Source organism: Capnocytophaga sp. oral taxon 902, assembly GCF_013394735.1.
GTDB lineage: Bacteria > Bacteroidota > Bacteroidia > Flavobacteriales > Flavobacteriaceae > Capnocytophaga > Capnocytophaga ochracea.
Genome location: NZ_CP058261.1, coordinates 1,467,150 through 1,490,314 on the forward strand (window position 1 = coordinate 1,467,150; position 23,165 = coordinate 1,490,314).

General features: G+C 40.8%; 15 protein-coding genes and 1 pseudogene. 7 read left to right on the forward strand and 9 right to left on the reverse strand.

Annotation, left to right across the window (positions count from 1 at the left end):
- Positions 1–178: 178 nt before the first annotated feature.
- The 6 genes and pseudogenes from HW278_RS06295 to HW278_RS06320 form a co-directional block, all read right to left on the reverse strand.
- Positions 179–1,081 (reverse strand): DUF3078 domain-containing protein, encoded by a 903-nt coding sequence (locus HW278_RS06295; RefSeq protein ID WP_178977290.1) that lies wholly within the window; start codon positions 1,079–1,081, stop codon positions 179–181.
- A 20-nt stretch (positions 1,082–1,101) separates the two neighbouring features.
- Positions 1,102–1,425: an iron-sulfur cluster assembly protein gene (locus HW278_RS06300; protein WP_002674499.1), complete on the reverse strand. Its 324-nt coding sequence runs from the start codon at positions 1,423–1,425 to the stop codon at positions 1,102–1,104.
- Between the two features lie 297 nt (positions 1,426–1,722).
- On the reverse strand, positions 1,723–2,142 hold the full coding sequence (locus HW278_RS06305; protein WP_178977291.1) for a SufE family protein: 420 nt from the start codon (positions 2,140–2,142) through the stop codon (positions 1,723–1,725).
- Between the two features lie 1,277 nt (positions 2,143–3,419).
- The gene (locus tag HW278_RS06310) at positions 3,420–4,130 is read right to left on the reverse strand and encodes a porin family protein (RefSeq protein WP_178977292.1); all 711 of its coding nucleotides are present in this window, start codon (positions 4,128–4,130) and stop codon (positions 3,420–3,422) included.
- 510 nt (positions 4,131–4,640) lie between these two features.
- A pseudogene (hemL, locus tag HW278_RS06315) lies at positions 4,641–5,926 on the reverse strand (glutamate-1-semialdehyde 2,1-aminomutase).
- Positions 5,927–5,987: 61 nt separating this feature from the next.
- A complete protein-coding gene (locus HW278_RS06320; RefSeq protein ID WP_178977293.1) occupies positions 5,988–6,914 on the reverse strand; it encodes a PfkB family carbohydrate kinase in 927 nt (308 codons plus the stop codon).
- 226 nt (positions 6,915–7,140) lie between these two features.
- Here HW278_RS06320 and HW278_RS06325 point away from each other — a divergent pair, with 226 nt between their 5' ends.
- From HW278_RS06325 to HW278_RS06340, 4 genes are read left to right on the forward strand one after another with little or no spacing between them, the layout of a single operon-like run.
- Complete coding sequence (locus HW278_RS06325; RefSeq protein WP_178977294.1) at positions 7,141–8,082, forward strand: beta-1,6-N-acetylglucosaminyltransferase; 942 nt, start codon at positions 7,141–7,143, stop codon at positions 8,080–8,082.
- 14 nt (positions 8,083–8,096) lie between these two features.
- Complete coding sequence (locus HW278_RS06330; RefSeq protein WP_178977295.1) at positions 8,097–9,071, forward strand: beta-1,6-N-acetylglucosaminyltransferase; 975 nt, start codon at positions 8,097–8,099, stop codon at positions 9,069–9,071.
- Complete coding sequence (locus HW278_RS06335) at positions 9,028–10,191, forward strand: glycosyltransferase family 4 protein (protein WP_178977296.1); 1,164 nt, start codon at positions 9,028–9,030, stop codon at positions 10,189–10,191. The genes HW278_RS06330 and HW278_RS06335 overlap by 44 nt, the downstream gene beginning before the upstream one ends.
- Positions 10,191–11,543 carry a hypothetical protein gene (locus tag HW278_RS06340; protein WP_178977297.1) on the forward strand — a complete coding sequence of 451 codons (1,353 nt, stop codon included), beginning with the start codon at positions 10,191–10,193 and terminating at the stop codon, positions 11,541–11,543. The genes HW278_RS06335 and HW278_RS06340 overlap by 1 nt, the downstream gene beginning before the upstream one ends.
- Here HW278_RS06340 and HW278_RS06345 read toward each other — a convergent pair.
- From HW278_RS06345 to HW278_RS06355, 3 genes are read right to left on the reverse strand one after another with little or no spacing between them, the layout of a single operon-like run.
- On the reverse strand, positions 11,540–12,532 hold the full coding sequence (locus tag HW278_RS06345) for a hypothetical protein (RefSeq protein WP_178977298.1): 993 nt from the start codon (positions 12,530–12,532) through the stop codon (positions 11,540–11,542). The two genes, HW278_RS06340 and HW278_RS06345, sit on opposite strands and share 4 nt — an antisense overlap.
- Positions 12,489–13,256, reverse strand: a complete 768-nt coding sequence (locus HW278_RS06350; protein WP_178977299.1) for a glycosyltransferase family 2 protein — start codon at positions 13,254–13,256, stop codon at positions 12,489–12,491. The genes HW278_RS06345 and HW278_RS06350 overlap by 44 nt, the downstream gene beginning before the upstream one ends.
- A complete protein-coding gene (locus tag HW278_RS06355) occupies positions 13,253–16,561 on the reverse strand; it encodes a DUF2723 domain-containing protein (RefSeq protein WP_178977300.1) in 3,309 nt (1,102 codons plus the stop codon). Before HW278_RS06355 ends, HW278_RS06350 begins: the two co-directional genes overlap by 4 nt.
- Positions 16,562–17,387: 826 nt before the next feature.
- On the opposite strand from HW278_RS06355, the gene HW278_RS06360 reads away from it, so the two are divergent.
- Genes HW278_RS06360 through HW278_RS06370 form a run of 3 tightly spaced genes read left to right on the forward strand, consistent with a single transcriptional unit; the run spans position 17,388 to position 23,145 of the window.
- Positions 17,388–18,671, forward strand: a complete 1,284-nt coding sequence (locus HW278_RS06360; RefSeq protein WP_048745588.1) for a citrate synthase — start codon at positions 17,388–17,390, stop codon at positions 18,669–18,671.
- A gap of 2 nt (positions 18,672–18,673) precedes the next feature.
- Complete coding sequence (locus HW278_RS06365) at positions 18,674–20,881, forward strand: NADP-dependent isocitrate dehydrogenase (protein ID WP_178977301.1); 2,208 nt, start codon at positions 18,674–18,676, stop codon at positions 20,879–20,881.
- Complete coding sequence (locus tag HW278_RS06370) at positions 20,878–23,145, forward strand: aconitate hydratase (RefSeq protein WP_178977302.1); 2,268 nt, start codon at positions 20,878–20,880, stop codon at positions 23,143–23,145. The genes HW278_RS06365 and HW278_RS06370 overlap by 4 nt, the downstream gene beginning before the upstream one ends.
- Positions 23,146–23,165 lie beyond the last annotated feature (20 nt).

Genomic DNA, 23,165 nt, shown 5'->3' on the forward strand with positions numbered 1-23,165 from the left:
GGCAAAGGTACTACTATTTTTCTAAATACCAATCTTAGCTCTTACAAATGCTTCCTCTGAATAATCCACAACCACCCAACAATAAAACAAAAAAGGACTACCATTTAAGGTAGTCCCTTCTCTATTTTTTTACTAATTGCTAACGAGCTACAATTGTGTGTGCGACTCGCATCTCACACTAAAACTTGTAGTTTACTCCTAAGCCCAATACTTCACGAATTTGGAAGGCTTTAGCAGCGTCGTCGTCGTAGATAGCTTGGAAAGTAAAGTTAGCTGATAAGTACTTGTTGATAGTCATCACAATGTTTGCAGTATAATCCAAGTCTACGTTTTGTGGTTTGTCGAGATAGTTGCTGTACAAGCTGAGGATATTCTCGAAAGACACATTGTCCATCACAGTAAACTTAGCATAACCGTTCAAGTAGAAACCGAGTTCATAACGAATGTTCTTTCCTTGTTCAACACCGTAGAAAGGACCTGTTTCTGTCCAACGGCTTTTAGCAGTCGTGATTTTAGAAGTTGCAGGAGCCAAGTTCACTTTTAGGTTATCGCTCTTCTTCCACAACATACCAGGACCAAATTGTAAATATCCAGGTGAAAGCATTTGGTTTATGAGCGTACGACCTGTGCTCTCATATTTGTAACCATCGGTCATTTGTGTTTTGAAGTTGAAGAAGAATGAATAGTACCACTGTGGGTTGTTCAATTGGTAACCGAGTACTGAGTTCACCTCAAAACGGTCAGTGGTTTTTCTTGAATAGTCATCGCCTTCAAGTTTAGTAATCCCGTAATCAACAAATACGTTGTTATCCCACGCCCATTTGTCTTTCTTGTAGTTAAAAGCATAGCTCACCGCAAGGCTTGCTGCTACGTTGTTAGTTCCCCCTCCTGTCCAATCGTGGTTGAAGGCGGCTTGCGAGAACATCAGTGAAGCGTTACCTCCCTTTGTCCATCGAGGAGCAGGAGCTTCCTCTGTTGGAGCTGCCGTAGGGTCTTGTGCTACACCGTCATTCGTTTGGTCTTCCTGAGCAAATACAGCTACTGAAGACAATAGTAAAGTTGAAAATAAAAGTCTTTTCATAAGTGATTTATTTATAATTTTTACAAAAATCCTAATTCAAGTTTCGCCACCTCACTCATCATATCCTGATTCCACGGCGGGTCAAAAGTGAGTTCTACAATCGTTTCGTGCACTTCGTCAATACTTTGTACCTTTTCCTTCACCTCCATTGGGAGAGACTCTGCCACGGGGCAGTTAGGCGAAGTGAGAGTCATTAATATTTTTACATCGAAGTCCTCGTTCACAAACACGTCATAGACAAGCCCCAATTCGTAAATATCTACGGGTATTTCAGGGTCGTATATCGTTTTGAGCACCTCAACGATTTTCTCGCCCAATTGCTCTATCTTTCTTTCTTCAGTCATTTAATTTTTCTTTTTAAAGAGATAAGTCTAACGCCTCAGAAATCTAATAAAATATATCTGTTTGATTTGAATAGACTTGTTTAATTTCTACACCGCCAGGTGTATTTCTTCTTATCTATTCCCTAACACCTTAGCAGCATATCCCCTCATCTGCCCTATCATACTCACCCTTTCTTCAGTCATTTAATTTTTCTCTTTTTAAAGAGATAAGTCTAACGCCTCAGAAATCTAATAAAGATATATCTGTTTGATTTGAATAGACTTGTTTAATTTCTACACCGCCAGGTGTATTCCTTCTTATCTATTCCCTAACACCTTAGCAGCATATCCCCTCATTTGCTCTATCATACTCACCAACCCATTCGCACGAGTAGGTGATAGATGGTCTTTCAGTCCTATTTTATCAATAAAACTCATATCCGCTTTTAGGATATCCTCAGCCGTTTGGTGAGAGAACACTTTCACTAATAAAGCAACAATCCCTTTGGTGATAATTGCATCGCTATCGGCAGTAAAGATAAGCTTGCCATCTTCCTCTTCGGCGTGTAACCACACCTGACTCTGACAGCCTTTAATGAGGTACTCCTCCGTCTTATACTTTTCGTCGATAAGAGGTAACGACTTGCCTAATTCTATCAGATATTCGTAACGTTGCGTCCAATCATCAAACAGTGAAAAGTCTTCAATAAGCTCATTCTGAATCTGTTGAATAGTCATTTATGTTACTTTTAGGGCGCAAAGATATAAAACAAATAATAACTGACAACTAATAGCAAATATTTTAACGCTCTTTTAACGCTCCATACAGCCTCTTGTCACATCGCTACATTCCCCCTTTAAAGGAATATGTTTTCCTCCCTAATTCCCCCTTTGAAGGTAGCCAGCGACAGCTGGGTATGTGTAAAAGGGGGGGGGTGTCAGCTTTTCCAGCTTGTCCCCCTTCGGGGGTTCGGGGGCTTACCCAATAAACGACTCGCCACAGTTTCCCCCTCAGAGAGGTAGCCAGCGACAGCTGGGTATGTGTAAAGGAGGATGTTATCCCCTATTGCCTATGACCTAAGACCTCACACTTCCCCATTTACTAATTTTCTAATTTGCTAATTTCCTAATTATCCCTTCTTTTTTCCGTCACACTCCCCCTAGTGCCTAAGGCCTAAGGCCTAGTGCCTTTTCCCTTTCTTTCGCCTCGAAACCCTCTTTTTACCGTTTTTTGTGTCGCTGTATTATATTATGAGTCAATTACTTATATACCCTTCCTATACCAATCGTCCAAGATTCGTATAAGCTTCCTATAAGCTCTCTATAAGCTAACCCCACCCTTCTTACACCCTTTTTTCATCAAAAATCCTCCCTCCACTCTTCCGAATCTCTCCGATATCTTTCTACCTCCTTAGCTCTTCCCAATAAAGCCTTTAATCTTGTCTTACTTCTGTCCGACAAGTCTGAATCGTCCGAGAACTCCATTACTGCCCGTCGTGCTACGACTGCCTGTGTGGCTCGCACCTTTGCCAAAGTTAATTATCAGTATTTCTGGCATTTCTGGTATTATTGGCATTTACTCCATTTTCTCATTTTCTCATTTCCTAATTTCCCCGCTTGTCGTGCTACAACCTCACACCGTCACTACATTCCCCCTTTGAACGGAAGTCCGCGATAGCGGAGTATGTAACAAGAGAATGTTTTTTTTAACCAAGTAACCCTATTTGTGGCTTGTCCCCCTTCGGGGGTTCGGGGGCCTTATTCTAACACAATAATCTTTTTTATCCACATTTCCGGCATCATTGCACTAATTTGGCATTATTTTCGTATACTTTCTCTTAGAAACACAAAAACTATATTGGCTTGTCTCCCTTCGGAGGCTCATAAGTGAGTCGGAAATCTATAACCGAGTAAAGAATTATATTTACAATCAAATTGTTCAACTCTTGATAGCTACTTTAACAAAAAAAGACTGCTTTTTACAGCAGTCTTTTCTTTTAAGTAATAATATTCTTTTAAAACTTATACCCTACGCCTATTTGGATTACGCGGTTTTTAAATTCTGCAGAAGGACGGAAGGAAGAAACTCTTCCTTGATTGTCTAATTCTGTTTTACTTTCGTTAGATAAGTTAGTAAGTCCTAAATTGAAAGTAGCGTCGAAGAATAAGCCAAAAGGCAAGTTGTATTCAGCACCCAAACCTAAACCAAAGTCAAACCTTTTCTTAGGAGGAAGTGATTGAGTCTCTTCTTTTTGGTTATCTCCTTCTCCTTTTATCTCTATTTTAGTTAAGTAACCTAAGTTTACCCCTACTTTAGGGCGAAAACCAGCAATATCATACTTCACCCAAAGAGGAATGTTAAGCTGTTGCGTATTCCATTTCCCCTTTTGAATATCTTCCTTTTGAATGTCAATCTTACCATTGTTATCTATGGTAGTAGCTTCAAGTGATTTCACTTTAGCTCCTTGAAAAGAATAGTCTATACCTCCTTCTACAAATAAATGGTCGTTAAAGCCGTATTCTATAAAACCTCCAAAATGAAAGCCTGTCTTAAAGCCTGTTTTATATTCAATGGCTGTTATCCCTTCAGAATTGGTAAAAGTAGTTTTAATATTAGAAACCGTAGGGAAAAGTAATCCTGCTTTAGCACCTACTTTAAACTCTTGGGCGTTAACCGCTGTAATAGTAGCAAACGCCACTGCAATAGTGGTAATAATTCTGTACATTTTTTTCTTTTATAAATTAATTTAGAGCAAAAGTACGAATTTACCCCCCCCATATGTTAAAATAATGTTAAAGTTTATGTTAAATATAATACTACCCCTGATTATCAGTCTATTTACCACAACCGTTACCAAAGCTTCTGCCTAAAATTAAACCCTCAAACTCGTCCCACAAGTTCCACTTGTTCAATACTCTTGTCCTACCTGTCTCACTAATCCTACAGCTCAAAGAACTATTTTCTCCACTTACTCATTTTCCAATTCTCTCATTTCCTAATTTACTAATTTCCCCGCTTGTCGCTTTTCCGTCACTACACTCCCCCTTTGAAGGTAGCCAACGAAGACTCACAGCTGGATATGTAACAAGAGAATGTTTCTTTTCAAAGTGTAAAACGAAAATTCGCAAACCAATTTTGATAAGCTATAATAAAAAAACACTTTGTCAAAAAGTATCGTAGCAGTACGTGCGGTTAGAGACTTTGACAAAGTGTAGTATGACGCTAACTATGAGTGTTACAATTCCATAATTACTCTGTTGAGAGCTCCGATGGTCTTATCTAAATCTTCGTAAGTAAGGGCGTCGTTGAGGAAATAACTTTCAAAAGCGCTTGGAGGTAAGTAGATACCTTCGCGTAGCATTCCGTGAAAATACTTGCGGAAACGTGCTGTATCGCTCTTAGCTGAGCTGGCGAAATCGGTTACGGGTTCTTCGGCAAAGAAGAGGGTAAACATCGAACCAAAGCTATTGATTTGGTAAGGGAACCCTGCGCGTTTCAGTACGTTGTCGAAGCCTTCGTGCAAGTAAGCTGTCTTTTTCGCTAAACTGTCGAATACCTCAGGTTGTTCATTCAGCGCTGTGAGCATTGCCAATCCAGCACTCATCGCCAAAGGATTTCCGCTAAGAGTCCCCGCTTGATACACGGGACCTTCGGGAGCTAAATAGCTCATCACCTCTTTGCTACCGGCAAAAGCTCCTACTGGGAGTCCGCCACCAATCACTTTTCCGAAGGTAACGATATCGGCTTTGATACCAAAGACCTCTTGCGCTCCGCCTTTTGCCAAACGGAAGCCGGTCATCACTTCATCGAATATCAAAAGCGCCCCGTTTTCGGTACAGAGTTCTCTCAATCCTTCCAAGAAACCTTCGGCAGGAGGTACACAGCCCATATTTCCGGCTACGGGTTCGATAATTACGCAAGCGATTTGCTGTGGATTGGCTTCAAAGAGGGTTTTTACGGAGGCTAAATCGTTGTAGTTTGCTAAAAGCGTATCTTTAGCCGTGCCTTGAGTCACGCCAGGACTATTGGGACTACCAAAAGTTGCGCCACCACTACCAGCCTCGATAAGGAAAGCATCGGAATGTCCGTGGTAACAACCGGCAAACTTGATAATCTTCTCACGACCAGTATAGCCACGAGCCAAGCGTATAGCGCTCATACAAGCCTCAGTTCCGCTATTCACAAAGCGGATTTTATCGATATGAGGCACCATCGAGACCGCTAATTCGGCGATTTGGACTTCGACTTCAGTAGGAATACCGAAAGAAGTACCTTTTTTGGCGCGCTCGGTTACTGCCTCAATTACCGGAGGGTAGGCGTGTCCTAAGATGAGTGGTCCCCAAGAGGCGATATAATCGATGTACTTGCGGTTGTCCTCGTCGGTGAGGTAAGCGCCTTGGGCTTCTTTGATGAAAATAGGGTGTCCCCTACGGCATTGAAAGCGCGTACGGGTGAATTGACTCCGCCAGGGAGTACTTGTTGTGCGGCTGCGAATAGTTCGCTACTTCTTTTGTAAAGCATATCTATTTAGGTAAGAGGTAAGAGATAAGAGGCAATAGATAACACTTTTACTTCTTATCTCTTACTTAAGTTGAATGTCAAATTGAGTAAGGTCACGGAATTGTTGTAAACGGGTGAGACGCTCGTCTTGGGTAAGGGTAAGCAGGCGCTCAGCTCCAAATTTCTCGATGCAAAACGAGGCGATGTTCGAGCCGTGAACAATAGCATTTTTTAGATTGCTGAACGAATAGTCGCGGGTTTTGGTGAGATAGCCTACGAGTCCGCCAGCAAAAGCATCACCGGCACCTGTGGGGTCGAATACTTCGGCTAAGGGGAGTGCTGGCGCAAAAAACACTTTGTCGTCGTGGAATAATAGCGCCCCGTGTTCGCCTTTTTTAATCACCACGAACTTCACTCCCATTGCCATAATGCGCTGGGCGGCTTTCACGAGCGAATACTCTTTGGTAAGTTGGCGTGCTTCTTCATCGTTGATTGTAATCATATCTACGCGGGTGATTACTTCCATTAGCAAGTCCCAAGTGTGGTTCATCCAGTAGTTCATTGTGTCCATCACCACTAATTTGGGGCGTGATAGCATCTGGTCGAGTACGTCCATTTGCAGAGTAGGGTGGAGGTTGCCGAGTAAGAGCACTTCGGCATTGCGGAAGGCTTCGGGTACTACGGGCTTGAAATTGGCAAGCACGTTCAGTTGGGTGTCGAGGGTGTCGCGTTGGTTCATATCGTTACGATACTTGCCACTCCAAAAGAGCGTTTTTCCTCCGTGCACTATCTCAATGCCCGATATGTCGATATGGCGCTGGGCGAGGAGGTTTAAGTAGTCTTGTGGATAGTCGTCGCCTACAATAGAGACGACAGCTGAGGGGACTTCGAACTGAGCGGCAGCAAGGGCTATATAGTTAGCCGAGCCCCCCATAATAGCGTTGCTTTTTCCGAAAGGAGTTTCTATTTGGTCGAAAGCGATACTTCCGAGAATGAGTAGTTTATTCATTTAAAATAGGTAAAACCAGTAAACACTGGATCTGTGAGTAATAGATTTCGGGGGCAAAGGTAGTGAAAAAAGTGGATAGAGAGAAGGGAAAGGCAAAAAAAGTTGGGAAAGAGTGTAGGTGGGTAGTGTTTTAAACAAAAGATGAGGGGAGGAAGAGGAACTATTTTTGGTTATCTCATCAAGATGTTATACTTTTGCAGAAGAAGAATCTTTATTTTTATTTTCTATGCAGAAGAATTATTTGATACTCGCTCATAAAAATCCACAGCAACTCACTCGAATGATAAAGGCTTTAGATGATGGTAATTCTAAGTTTTTTATTCACTTAGATGCTAAAACTCCTATAGAACCTTTTACAGCACAGTTACAAGATGAACATATTGTATTTATACCTCAAAGAGTGCGTTGTATATGGGGGGATTTTTCGATTGTGCTTGCTACTATTCACTTGATGGAAGCTGCTGCCAAAGCGCAGAGCAAAGGTTTTTTTATACTACTTAGCGGACAAGATTACCTCATTAAACCTATGGGTGAGTTAGATGCTTTTTTAGAAGAAAACGCTCATTGTGATTTTATAGATTATCTTCCCTTAGAGCACAAGTGGAAGCCCAAAATGGTAAAGGATAAGTTAGCTCATTATCACATTCTACACTCCGAGACAAGAGGCGATAGCAATTGTTATGCTCCTTTCTCACATAGTTCTTTATTTCAAAAAGGCAGGACACTATGGCATTTGCTCAAAGGTAGGCTTTCCTTACAAAACTTTAAAAAATTATGCCAGCTCCCTCAGCGAGAAGCTCCTTTTGTTCAGCAGTATGCCGGTAGTCAGTTTTGGGCATTTAGTGAAAATACTTTCTACGATGTACTCTCTTATATACAGAAACATCACAAAGAATTGCAATTGTATTACCAATACACCTCTTCTCCAGATGAAGTGTATTTTCATTCAATATTGTTGAATTTGAAGGAAGAGAGTAGAAAGTTAGAACTAAAATCTTCACTTACTTATGTAAATTGGGAACGTAAAGAAGTGCAATTACCTGTACTTTTTAAGGGAAGTGATTTAGAGGAACTCACCTCTCAAAAAGAAAAGTTTTTTGCACGGAAGTTTGATACCAAGGTGGATACAACTATTTTAGACAAGTTAGATAATTTACAAATCAAATAACTTTTACCTTATTTATGCAGAAAAATTACTTGATACTTGCCCATAGAAATCCTGAACAACTTTGCCGAATGATAAAGGCTTTAGACGATGGTAACTCTAAGTTTTTTATTCACTTAGATGCTAAAACTCCTATAGAACCTTTTGCAGCACAATTACAAGGCGAACATATTGTATTTATACCTCAAAGAGAGCGTTGTGTATGGGGAGGTTTTTCTATAGTTATTGCTACTATTTATTTAATGGAGGCTGCTGCAAAAGCACATAGTAAAGGTTTTTTTATCTTGATGAGTGGGCAAGATTATCCTATAAAACCTATCACAGAATTAGATGCTTTTTTGCAAAAAAATAAGGAATATGATTTTATGAGTTTTTTACCTTTGGAAGTTTGGGGAAATTGGAGTAGCAAAATGGTAAAAGATAAGTTGAAACATTACCAAATATTACATTCTGAAAGAAGAGGTAATAGTGATTGCTATCCTCCTTTTTTTCGTAGTTCTATTGGACAAAAAATTACTATTCTATGGCATTTGCTCAAAAGGAGAATTTCAAAGAAAAACTTTAAGATTATTTATAAAGCTCAAGAAAGAAAAGCTCCTTTTATCCAACAATATGCAGGTAGCCAATGGTGGGCTTTCTGTGAAAAAACTTTTTATACTTTACTAACTTATATTCAAGAAAACCGACAGATATTAGATGACTATTTTCAATATACCTCTTGCCCCGATGAGATTTATTTTCAGTCTGTTCTTGTAAACTTACAAACAACCTATAAAGATATAAAAATAAAACCTTCAATTACTTATGTAAATTGGGAAAGAGAAGGTGTTGAATTACCTGTGCTTTTTAAGGAAAATGATTTTGAGGAACTCACCTCTCAAAAAGAAAAGTTTTTTGCACGGAAGTTTGATACTAAGGTAGATGTTGAAATACTAAATAAATTAGATAATGAAAACCATACTAATATTCACAAGAGAATATGCACACCCTAAGCTTTCGGCAGCAGGAGGAACAGGTTCTTTTTACAAAAAATATGTAACTGCTCTTTTAGAAAGGGGTTATAAGGTAATAGTTTTTGGTGATAACAATGTAGATTTAAATGAGCGCCAAGATAATTTACACCTTCATTTCACAAAGAGAAACTATTTTAAAAAGCATTTTGTACAAGAGTTATTTCGTTCGTTAGGAAAACGACTCAAGATAGCTTCGTTAGAAGCCTATTTTTTAAAAAAAGAAATAAAAAATCTTACACAACAACTTCAAAACTTTTTACAAAAAGAGGATATTTATCCCGATGTGATAGAAACTCACGATTGGGAGGGAGCTTCTCTATTCTTAGATGAGCTAAAAACTCCCTATGTAGTAAGAGCTCACGGCTGTTATAGAATATTGAAGAAATATTTTGGTTATAAGGCTTCTTTAGGAGTAGAAGTGATAGAAACTGAGGCTTTAAAGAAAGCTTCTCATCTAATTTGTGTTTCTAAAAATTCTCAAAGAATGTACGAAGAAACTTTTGGTAATAAAGGAACAATCATCACCAATGGGGTAACCACCACTGCACAAAACCTTTCTGAAACACTCCCTTTTTCTCTGTTTTTCTTTGGTTCGGTAACTACAAAAAAAGGTTTTGACATAGCTTTAAATGTCTTTAAAAGAATACTTCAAAAATTTCCTACTGCTACCTTGCATATTGTAGGAAAAAATTATGAAAACTACTTGAAGGAAAATAATTTAGGCGAACAGAAAAATGTAATCAACCACGGACATCTACAGGGCGAAGAACTCAAAATAATCTTACAAGAAGCAGATACATTTATTTTTCCTTCGCAAGGAGAAACTTTTGGACTTGCTCTTTGTGAAGCAATGGAACTCGGTAAAGCTGTAGTAGCTGCTGATATTCCTTCATTTAGAGATATTATAACGCATACTAAAGATGGTTTTATAGCGAAGAAAGAGGATGAATATTATGAATATATAGTAAAACTTTTTCAAGATGATGTGCTAAACAAAACTATAGCTAAAAATGCTCGACAAACTATTCACACACAATACAATTTTGAAAAAACAGTTGAAAATAGCTTGTTATACTATCAAAAAACTATAAATAACTGATGAAAAACTTATTAAAAAATAACTATTTTTTATTACTTTCTGGACTTCCTCTAGTAATAACTTTTTTGTTTTTACAAATTAACATTCCTATATGGAATGAAACTACTCAAAAAGCATTATTTTATAGTGTTTTTTTATACAGCATAGCACTAATACTATGCTGGATATACTTACATCACGCTTCTTTATTTGAGAGAGGAGAATGGCTCAGAAATATCATCACCATTGTAGGGAGTGGTATTGTATTGTTATGGACATATAAGCACAAAATCACCTTTCGGTTAGATATTTTATTACTTTTCTTATGTGCTTTATATGGAATTGTTCATCGTAATTTTATAAAACCCTCCCTTTCTATCTTATTATTCTTGCTTTTTATACTCATAAAAATCATAGGACTTTTTTGGGCAAAAGACTTTGATTATGGCGTAAAAACATTATTTGAAGGTGAGAACATTATCTTTTCTTTGCTTATTCCTATTGTTCTATTAGGCTTTTCGGTTAGTAAAAAGCAGCAAGAGAGTTTTATAACTATTTGTTTTAAAGGATTTTTACTTTTGTTAGTAGCTAATCTAATCTTTTATTCTTTTGCTATTAGTGCTGATAAGAATCAACACTTTTTTAACTTTATAACTTTAAACAAAGCTTATTTTCCTTATTATGAAATACTATTTTGGTCTAAGTTCAAGCATTTTAGTTTTATTTCGTGGATTATTTTAGCAATAGGAGGATTAGGAGGATTATTATGGAGAAAAGATAAGAAGTTAATTAGCACTCCAGAACTTATAACTTATGGCATATTAGTTTTTTGTTTTGCATTGATGGTACAAGCACGAATAGTTATTATTAGTTGGTTTATAGTAGTAGCTTTCTTTGTGTATCTTTTTATAGAGAAATATCTCAGTAAAGTTGTGAAATACAGTCTGTTTATTTTTGTAGGACTTACAACAATTATAGGGGTATGGTATTTAGTTGCTCACACATCCTACTTTTTTGATTCTGGTCGCAATGAAATGTATGGTAGAGTTTTTAAAGCAATTCAAGAAGCTAATTTATGGATAGGTAATGGTTCTGGTTACCAACGATATATAATGGATGGTTTTTTGGGTTATGTGCACAATGATTTTGCAGCAATTATAATAGACACTGGACTTGTAGGGCTGGGGGTTTTCATAGGATGGTTGATAACTATTATTTTCTCTAAAGATATTCTTAAACAATATTTGTTACTCATTTCTTTACCCATTATGAACACAGATGTGCTTTTTCACGCTTTTGAATGTGGTTACCTACTAGTTCCTTTAATGATTTTTATACTATTAGCTCCTCGCTTTAAGTATTGGCAGAACTAACTCAATATACACTTTACCCAATTTTCAAAGCTGTACTTTTCTTTAATATTTTTAACTAAAGGTACATATTCATTTTCTAGAAACTCGGTAAGCCCCTCAAAATTATCGTTTTCAAACACATAAAAGTTATTAGGGTGATAGAAATCATATTGTTTCACACTGGGGTTATCGGTAATGAGTTTTTTCTCGTATTTGATAGCTTCGAATATTCTAAATGAGAGTCCGCTGTGTTCTATAGTTTTTATATCTAATAATATAGCGGCTTTTTTAGTGATGTTTAAGTATTGGGTGTAACTTATTCCTTTAGAGAAAAATGTGATAAGAGGGTGATGAAGAGGGTCTTTACCTCTGTTGAACAGATTTATATTAAGACTTAGTTGTGTATATTCACTCAATTTATTTACTATTTTCAACAAAGAATCTATGCGGTTTTGTATATATACCCCTACATACATTACTTCATTTTTATTTACAAGAGTTTTTTCTTCGGAGGTATCAAAATAGAAATTTGTACAAAGCAATAAGTTAGGGTATTGATACTTATAACGATGGTAATCTTCGGGGTCAAATACAAAGAAACGTTTGAAAAGAGGAATTACTTTAAAAACCTTAGGGAAGCGAGCAAGACCATCCCATTGATAAGCTATTACTTTGTTAGCCACAGAGTGCAAGCGGGATATAGTTGCAGCATTTAGTTTGTCGGGGCGTATTACAATAGCATAATCCACACTACCTTCAGCAAAAGAGCTAAGAGTATTAGATACTTCGATGTTGTAGTAGATATCAATGAGTTGTTTTTTATAGGCTCGATTTTTAAAAAGGCTCTTTTGCATAAAGTTTAAGAGTCGGTCTTTAAATTTGTATCGGAAAGTAGGGGCAAGCACAGAAACTTGACTAAAGTTCATTTTTTTCAAATGGTCTTCGAGCATTTTGTAAACCCCAAAATCAGGAGGCATTACCAAGATGATTTTTTTGTTGCTGAAATTCATAGATTTTTGCTAAACAAGAGAATTTATATTGTGCTTTGAGTACTGCAAAAATAAAGCCACGCTTACCGTCTAAACAGCCTTTTTTAATAAAATAGTATTTTATAAACCAAAATAGAGGTGAAAACAATAGTTTTATCCATCCTATTTTTTTGCCTTTGCGCCGCTCGGCTACTTGGGTACTGTAGTTGTTGTTCTTACTTAAAATGGTAGCTACCGAATCGTTTGCTAAATGTTCTGAAGCTAAATCCTTACGGCTTCTTGGCAATTTGATTATCTTTCCTTTTACTTTTACGGTTGAGTGTATCTCTTCTGGCCAATAGGCTCCTTCTTTTCTAAAAAATCGCAGTTTGAAATCGGGGAAGGCGGAGCGCATATATTCATCGATAAAATAGTTTTTAAAAGCAATATAAACTCCTCCTAAATCAGGATCTTCAGTGAGTTTGTAGAGCTCTTCTCTCAGTTTTTCAGGCACTGTTTCATCGGCATCAATGACTAATATCCATTCGTTTTGAGCTTGTGCAATAGCAAAGTTACGTGCAGGCTCTACATACGGATAGAGTTTGCAATATACTATCTTACAGCCGTATTGTTCGGCTATTGCAATAGTATTATCGGTGCTGTGCATATCACACACTACTACCTCATCGAAGTGTTTTGTGGTTTCCAGCACAGTAGCCAAATGCTTTTCGGCATTATAGGTATTGATAACTACTGATATTTTCATTCTTCTACACTATCTTTCTCTGCTCCTGCCTGAACAAGTGTATCCTCCTCCTCATCCATTAGCATCTTCATATACTCATCAAGCTCTTGCGATTTCATAAACGGACTCGCCTTCGCTCTGAGCACCTCTACTTGCCTTTCGTAAAAATCCCTATCCAAAGGCGCTATGAGTAATAATAATTCTCCATAGCGGTCTATGGTATACTGTATTCTGGCAGTATTAGCATATCGCTCATCTGGCGATAAGTGTGCGTAATAATTCAGTTCTTCTTGATATTTCCCAAATATCTGCAAGGCTAATTTACGAGCGGTTTCTTTCTCACCTACCTTAAAATAACCTTGTACAAAAGGATCGAGAGTGAAGTAATAGCCATAAGCCTCCAAAGGCATATGCTTCATTCCGATGTCCAAGATATCTTTGGCTTTATTTAATTTGCCTTCTTCTATCAGTTTTTCGGTAAGACGTGCCAAATTACCGCGGAAGATAATACTGTTCTTACGCGTTTCGGGGTCTAAGTAAATACCTGCTTTACCCATATTGCCCCAATCCCATTTCTTTATGATGTCGTACATCAAATTACTGTCTATACGACCCATATCAAAGGGGTGCTTCTTATCGATTTCTGTTTTAATAGGCACAAGTTTGTACACCAGTCCATCTAATTGTAAGTACTCCTTCATCCAGATATACTCAGCAGAGTCCATACTACCTCCGGAGAAGTATATCGGGCGTTTCCAATCGTTATAAGCCAAAATATCTAGCATCACAATACGTGCTTTATCGATGGCGCTAGGGAGCGTGATATCTATATAATCTACTATTTTATCAGCATCTTCGGGTCTTACAATACCGCTCTTTAGTACGTTTTCTTTATTTACAGGAATCCGTATTTTGTTTGTAGGGTAGTAGTTAAAGGTTCTACTTTCACTACTACTGCTACTGAGCTGTGTATTGGGGTCATCGCTGGTTACCCATTTCACAAAGTCTTTAATGTTCCAGCGGTTTTCGGTGCGTTTTTGAAAATACACCCCTTCACGTACCCCGTGAGCATATTGTTTGTGCACCATTTCACCTGGGATAGGACTACTTTGGTACGCTTGGCGCTTCATTTGGTCGATATACCAATCCGTTTGCAACAAGCTGGTATTAATTATCCGCACATCGGTGCGATAGCCTTCTATTTCTTGGGCATACCACAGTAAGAACGTATCGTTATCGCCAATGGTGAATATCATAGCGTCTTTATCTTTAACTACCGAGCTCAAATAAGCGTCCGCAATAAACTCTGCCGAATACTTTTGCGAGCGGTTGTGGTCGTCCCAATTCTCACTTGCCATCAGCACAGGTACAGCAAGCAAACTTGCTACCACTGCCAAAGGCGCCCCTATTCGGGGCGAAAGCACCCTCTTAAGTGTGTGGAATAACGCATATACACCCACTCCTATCCATATAGCAAAAGCGTAGAACGAACCTACTAACGCATAATCTCGCTCTCGCGGTTCAAACGGTCGTTCGTTGAGGTATATTTTCATTGCCAAACCCGTAAAGAGGAAAAGCATCATCACTACCCACGTTTGGCGTTCGCTCTTCGTCGCCATAAAAAATAACCCTAAGAGTCCTAAGAGCAAAGGCAGGAAATAGTAAGTATTACGAGCTTTATTGTTCAGCACATCGGCAGGAAGGTTGTCTTGCGAACCAAGGCGGAAACTATCAATAGGCTTAATACCCGATAGCCAGTTGCCGTGGTCATTCTCCATCTTACCTTGCACATCGTCTTGCCTGCCTATGAAGTTCCAAGCAAAATAGCGGAAGTACATATACCCAAACTGATACTCGAACAAGTAGTGCATATTCTTCCAAAAACTTGGCTTCTCTACTTCTATATAGTCCCGATATTCAGTAAGGAATTGGTCGTAACGCTCAGGCGGAAGCGGTTGTATTTGCATTTGCCTTTGCACTTCTTGTAAGAACTGATAGAGCTTTGGCTCGTTATACGCTTCTTCTTTTATTTTAAACGTAAGTAGCCCTGTGAGCTTCATATAATTCGCCGCGTGTTGCGCACTCCACATTCTCGGCAAAACGCCCTCTTGTTTGCTATTCGATGCCATCTGAGCGTTTTTGTACTGATTCACGATGATGTATTTGCCTAAGGCATAATCGCGCTCGTATTTTGGCTTCGCATCTTCATACGGGTTCTCTTCGTCTAATCCAGCGTATTTATCCGAATACATAGGACCGTAGAACAAATGCGTTTCGGGGTATTGTTCAAGGTTGTAATAAGCTAATAGCAAACGCGCATCAGTCGGACTGTTCTCATTGATAACCGTATCAGCATTCGCGCGAATAGGTATCATTAGCCAAGACGAAAACCCTATAAACACAAACAACAAGCATAAAATGCCTGTTTGCAAGCGCACTTTGTTTTGCTTATAAGCGTAGTTCAGCGTAAAATAGAAGAACGCAATAACCGAAAGTCCCGCGATAATAGTCCCTGAGTTGAACGGCATACCGAAGCTATTCACAAAAAATACTTCCAAATAACCAAAGTACGCCAAGGTGTAAGGTAATATCAGTTTAAATATCAACAGCAAAATAGCGATAGAAACTACATTAGCAATGATGAAGTTCACTACCGTTTTCTTGTAGTTACTCTTGAAGAAATAAAGCATACCAATAGCAGGAATGGTCAGTAGAGCCATAAAGTGCACCCCAAACGAAAGCCCCACTACTAGCGAAATCAGTAACAACCAGCGGTCGCCACGTGGTTCGTGCAAACTGTCCGTCCACTTGATGCCCAGCCAAAACATAGCCGACATAAATAGCATTGCCATTGCATACACTTCTGCTTCCACCGCGTTAAACCAAAAACTATCCGAGAAAGTATAGGCAAGAGCCCCTACAACCCCACTCCCCAAAACAGCGATAAACTGCCCTTGGATAAGCGTAGCAGGCGTTTTTTCTTCAACAGAATCGGTTTTCTTTAAAGCGATTTTCTTGGTCAAATTTACAATGATGAAGTACAAGAAAAGAACCGTAAAAGCACTCGATAAAACCGACATATAATTCACAAACAGCGCAATCTTATCCGAGTTCGGAGCAAAAGCAGCTATAAAAGCGCCCATCATTTGGAATAAAGGCGCTCCGGGAGGGTGACCCACTTCCAATTTCGCTGAGGTAGCAATATACTCGCCACAATCCCAAAAGCTAACCGTAGGTTCTACCGTAAGCCCATAAGTGATAAGAGCTACGGCAAAAACAGCCCACCCCACAATGAGGTTATATTTCTTAAATTGATTATCTGTCATCAGTTCTTTATATTTCAAAGTGCAAAGGTAAGAAACAATTACCAAATGAGCAAATTTGTCAATCAGATATACCCCCCTCACTCCCTCACTACATTCCCCCTTTGAAGGGGACTAGGGGGATGTTATCCCTTATTGCCTATGACCTAAGACCTCACACGTCCCCATTTACTAATTTTCTAATTTGCTAATTCCCTAATTATCCTTTTCCTTTTCCGTCACACTCCCCCTATTGCCTATGCCCTAAGGCTTATCACCTCTTCCTCTTTCTTTCGCCTCGAAACCCCGTTTTTACCATTTTTAGCCTTTTCGTATTATGCTATGAGTCAACCACTTATACACCCTTTCTATACCAATCGTCCAAGATTCGTATAAGCTTCCTATAAGCTCTCTATAAGCTAACCCCACCCTCCTTACACTCTTTTTTCATCAAAATCCCTCTCACCTCCCTTCCGAATTCCTCCGTTTTCTTCCAAATTCTCCAACCTCCCGTCTGAAAAGTCCGACCCGTCCATTGCCTTTGGTGGTATTATTGGTATTTACCTCATTCTATCATTTTCTAATTTACTAATTTTTTTCCTGCCTGTGTGGCTCACACTGCCCGTGTGGCTCACACCTCATTTTCCCATTTTCTAATTTTCTCATTTCTCTCACCTGTGCGACTTGCATCCCTTTATTTCCATCTCTATTTTCGTTATAGATATATTTGTCTTATATTTTAATCATAAAACGTTAAAGATTGTTAAATAAGATAGATTTATTGCTATTTTATTTGTAAATGTGAAATAATTTTTCTTACTTTGCCCAAAAATAAAAAACAAATTGTACTATGGAAAACACAGCAAAACTGATTTTTGAAGGGAAAGAATACGAATTTCCTATCGTAGTAGGCACCGAAAACGAAAAAGCGATTAATATCGAAAAATTGCGTGCCCTCACTGGTTTGGTAACCTTGGATTCGGGTTACAAAAACACGGGTTCTTGCAAGAGTGCCATTACCTTTCTCGACGGCGAACGGGGCATCTTGCGCTATCGTGGCTATAATATCGAAGATTTAGCTGCTAAAGCCGAGTTCCTCGAAGTAGCCTATCTTCTTATTTTTGGAGAACTCCCCACTGCCGAACAGTATGACGATTTCAAAAAAACAATTCACAAGTATACCCTTGTTCACGAGGATATGCGCCATATTATGGACGGTTTTCCGCGCTCGGCTCACCCTATGGGAGTACTCGCTTCGGCTACCAGTGCACTCACCGCTTTTAATCCTGTGCCGGTAAACGTGCATTGTCCTAAAAACGTGTATCAAGCGGTCTGTAAAGCCATTGCCAAAGTAACTATCATCGCTTCTTGGGTGTACCGCAAACGCGAGGGCTTACCGCTGAATTATTACGACAATAGCAAGGGCTATATTGAGAACATTTTGCGCCTCTTCTTCGAAATCCCTACTGAGGAATATAAAATCAACCCTACGGTAGTGAGTGCTCTCAACAAACTGCTCATCCTCCACGGCGACCACGAACAGAACTGCTCTACTTCTACCGTGCGTTTGGTGGGGTCTTCCGAGGCAGGTCTGTTTGCGAGTATTTCCTCTGGGGTTTCAGCCCTTTGGGGTCGTCTCCACGGCGGGGCAAACCAAGCGGTGATTGAGATGCTCGAAGAAATTCATAAAGACGGAGGCGATGTCGATAAGTTCATTAATAAAGCAAAAGACAAAAATGACCCTTTCCGCTTGATGGGCTTTGGGCACCGTGTATACAAAAACTTCGATCCACGGGCTAAAATCATCAAAGTGGCTGCCGATGAGGTGCTCAACGCTTTGGGAATCGACGATCCTATTTTTGGCATCGCTAAACATCTCGAAAAGGTAGCTTTGGAAGACGAGTACTTCAAATCGCGCAACCTCTATCCCAATGTCGATTTCTATTCAGGTATTATCTACAAAGCCTTAGGTATGCACTTAGAGATGTTCACCGTGCTTTTTGCTATCGGTCGTCTCCCTGGTTGGATTGCTCAATGGAAGGAAATGCGCCAAGGAGGCGAGCCTATCGGTCGTCCACGACAAATATACGTAGGTGCCACCGAAAGACCTTTTGTTGAATTGAATAAAAGATAAAAATGAAAAACATTATCTATACCATTACCGATGAGTCGCCTTATTTGGCTACGCATTCGCTATTGCCCATCATCAAACGCTTTTGCGCCTCTTCGGGTATAAACTTTGAAGCCAAAGATATCTCATTGGCAGGGCGTATCTTAGCCTCTTTCCCCGATTTTCTCACAGCAGAACAACGGGTGCCTGATGCCCTCAGCGAATTGGGGGCGTTGGCAACGCTTCCGGAAGCCAATATCATCAAGTTGCCTAATATCAGTGCTTCGGTACCCCAACTGAAAGCGGCTATTGCCGAATTGCAATCACAAGGCTATGCGCTCTCCGATTACCCTGAAAATCCTGTCAATGAAGCCGAAACGGCTATCAAACAGCGGTATGACAAGGTGAAGGGCAGTGCGGTGAACCCTGTCTTGCGCGAGGGTAATTCCGATAGGCGCGCACCTAAATCGGTAAAACAATACGCTCAAACGCACCCGCATTCAATGGGGGCGTGGAGTGCTGAGAGTCTCACGGAAGTCGCAACGATGCAAGCAGGCGATTTTTACCACAACGAGCAATCGGTAACCCTCAAAAAAGCTGATGTAGTGCGCATAGAATTGGTGAACCCTAAACACGAGGTACAGGTACTCAAAGCTGATGTTTCTTTGCAAGCAGGTGAAGTGATAGATGCTACTTTTATGAGCAAGGAAGCGCTTTGCAAATTCTATAAAAAAGCCTTTGCCGAAGCTAAAAACAAGGAAGTACTCCTCTCTTTGCACCTAAAAGCTACAATGATGAAGGTTTCTGATCCCATTCTCTTTGGCTATGCCGTCGAAACGTATTTTGCTAATTTGTTCCAAAAACACCCGCGTGAACTGAAAGCCTTAGGGGTGAATGCACGTAACGGTCTTTCGGATATCCTCGCCAAAATAGAGCAATTGCCTGTTGAAGAACAAGAACCTTTAAAGCACGATATCGAGGGAGCACTTACACGAGTAGCAGCCTTGGCAATGGTAAATTCCGATAAGGGGATTACCAACCTGCATTTCCCTAACGATGTGATTGTAGATGCTTCTATGCCAGCAATGATTCGCAATGGGGGCAAGATGTGGAATGCTAAAGGCGAGGCTCAAGATACTTTGGCGGTACTGCCTGATAGTACTTATGCGCGTATCTACCAAGTGGTGATTGACTTCTGTAAGAAACACGGGGCGTTTAATCCTGCTACGATGGGAAGCGTTGCTAATGTGGGCTTAATGGCGCAAAAAGCTGAGGAATACGGCTCGCACGACAAGACTTTCGAAATCCCTCATAGCGGACGTGTACAGGTGGTAGGCACCGATGGTAAAGTGTACTTATCGCATAAGGTAGAAAAAGGCGATATTTGGCGTATGTGTACTGCGAAAGATGCTGCGATACAAGATTGGGTAAAATTAGCGGTAACACGTGCACGCCTCAGCAAAACACCAGCGGTCTTTTGGTTGGACGAGCACCGCGCTCACGATGCGCAACTCATCAAAAAGGTAAAACACTATTTGGCAACACACGACACCGAGGGGGTAGATATCCGCATTATGTCGCCCGAAACGGCTATGCTCTTCTCCTTAGAGCGTACTCGCAAGGGCAAAGATACTATTTCGGTAACGGGCAATGTGTTGCGCGATTACCTCACCGACTTGTTCCCTATCTTAGAATTGGGTACCAGTGCCAAAGTGCTCTCTATCGTCCCTTTGATGAACGGTGGCGGACTCTTTGAAACGGGTGCAGGGGGCTCGGCGCCTAAATTAACCGAACAGTTTCTTGCCGAAAATCATCTTCAATGGGATTCCTTAGGAGAATTTCTCGCCTTAGGAGCTTCGTTAGAGCATTTTGCGCAAAAACAGGAGAACCCCAAAGCCTTAGTGTTAGCCAAAACGCTCGATGAGGCAACGAGCAAGCTGTTGAACAACGATAAATCGCCACAAGCCAAAGTAGGCACGCTCGACAATCGCGGAAGTCACTTCTATTTGGCACTCTACTGGGCAGAAACCTTAGCGGAACAAACTCAAGACAGCGCACTTGCCAAAGAGTTTGCTCCTATCGCCAAAGCCCTAAAAGACAACGAAGCGACTATCGTGGAAGAACTCACCCGTATACAAGGTACACCGGTAGAGTTAGGAGGTTATTACCACCCTGATTTCACCAAAGTAGCAACAGTAATGCAAGGAAGTAAAACACTAAAAAAGATATTATGATTTTTGATATTGAAATGATAAAGAAGGTCTACGCCCAATTTCCTGAACGCGTAGACAAAGCCCGCCAAGTGGTAGGACGACCCCTTACCCTTGCTGAAAAAATATTGTATACCCACTTATGGGACGGCACTCCTTCACGTGCTTTTGAGCGTGGGAAAGACTATGTAGATTTCGCTCCCGACCGCATCGCTTGTCAAGATGCGACCGCCCAAATGGCACTCTTGCAGTTTATGCAAGCGGGCAAAAGCAAAGTGGCTGTCCCTACCACCGTACACTGTGACCACCTGATACAAGCCAAAGAAGGCGCGGCGACCGACCTAAAAGTAGCTACCGAACAGTCTAAAGAAGTATTCGATTTCCTCTCTTCGGTATCCAACAAATATGGTATTGGTTTCTGGAAACCTGGTGCAGGGATTATTCACCAAATAGTCTTAGAAAACTACGCTTTCCCTGGCGGAATGATGATAGGCACTGATTCGCATACAGTGAACGCTGGCGGATTAGGAATGCTCGCTATTGGTGTAGGAGGGGCTGATGCCGTAGATGTGATGGCAGGAATGCCGTGGGAACTGAAATTTCCTAAGCTCATAGGCGTAAAACTCACGGGTAAACTCAGCGGTTGGACTGCCCCCAAAGATGTGATTCTTAAAGTTGCCGATATACTCACCGTAAAAGGGGGTACGGGCGCTATTGTGGAATACTTTGGCGAGGGTGCTAAATCGCTTTCGTGTACGGGGAAAGGAACTATATGTAATATGGGTGCCGAAATAGGGGCTACTACCTCTACTTTTGGCTATGATGAGGCAATGCGTCGCTATCTGCTCGCTACTGGGCGCGAAGAAGTAGCTCTCGCTGCCGATGCGATCGCTCCTTACCTCACCGCCGACCCCGAAGTATATGCTGACCCCGAAAAGTATTTCGACCAACTCATCGAGATAGACCTCTCTGCCTTAGAGCCTTATATCAATGGTCCTTTTACCCCTGATAGAGGCACTCCTGTATCCAAAATGAAGGAAGTAGCTCGCGCCAACGATTGGCCCTTGGAGGTGCAATGGGGGCTCATCGGTTCGTGTACTAACTCGTCTTACGAAGACCTCACCCGCGCGGTTTCGGTGGTAAAACAAGCCTTGGAAAAGAGAATTACCCCTAAAGCTTCCTTTGGTATCAACCCAGGCTCTGAACAAATACGCTATACTACCGAGCGCGACGGCATTATAGACATCTTCGAGCAGTTGGGCACTCGTGTATTCACCAACGCTTGTGGTCCCTGCATTGGTCAGTGGGACAGAGAAGGTGCCGAGAAGCAAGAGAAAAATACGATTGTCCATTCTTTCAACCGTAACTTCTCCAAACGTGCTGACGGTAACCCTAATACCCACGCTTTTGTTGCTTCCCCCGAAATCGTTGCGGCTTTGGCTATTGCTGGTAGGTTAGACTTTAACCCTATCACTGATACCTTGCTTAACGACCAAGGTGAAGCGGTAAAGCTCACCCCTCCTTATGGCGAAGAGTTGCCCTCTAAAGGTTTTGTCGTTGATGACCCTGGCTATCAGGCTCCCGCCGAAGATGGTAGCAACATCGAGGTGGTGGTATCGCCTACCTCCAACCGTCTCCAACTGCTCACACCTTTCGCTCCTTGGGACGGTGAGAATATCACAGGGGCTAAACTCCTCATCAAAGCGCAAGGCAAATGCACCACCGACCATATTTCGATGGCAGGGGCTTGGTTGCGTTTCCGCGGACATTTGGACAATATTTCTAACAATATGCTCATAGGGGCGGTAAATGCTTTCAACGGTAAAACTAACTCCGTGAAAAACCAACTTACCGGCGAATACGACGAAGTGCCTAAAGTACAGCGCGCCTATAAAGCCGCGGGTATTCCTTCCATAGTAGTAGGCGACCACAACTATGGCGAGGGCTCTTCACGTGAGCACGCTGCTATGGAACCTCGTCATTTGGGCGTACGAGCGGTATTGGTAAAATCGTTTGCGCGCATTCACGAAACCAACCTTAAAAAACAAGGAATGCTCGCCCTTACCTTTGCTAATGAAGCCGATTACGATAAGATTCAAGAAGACGATGTAATCAACTTCCTCGACCTCACTGCCTTTGCGCCCAACACTCCTTTACACTTAGAACTTGTACATAAAGACGGCAGTAAGGACGTGATTACCTGCAACCATACCTACAATGCTCAGCAAATAGGTTGGTTTAAGGCAGGAAGCGCACTGAACCAGTTAAAAGAGAAAAGTGAAAGATAAAATGAATAGTGAAAAAGAAG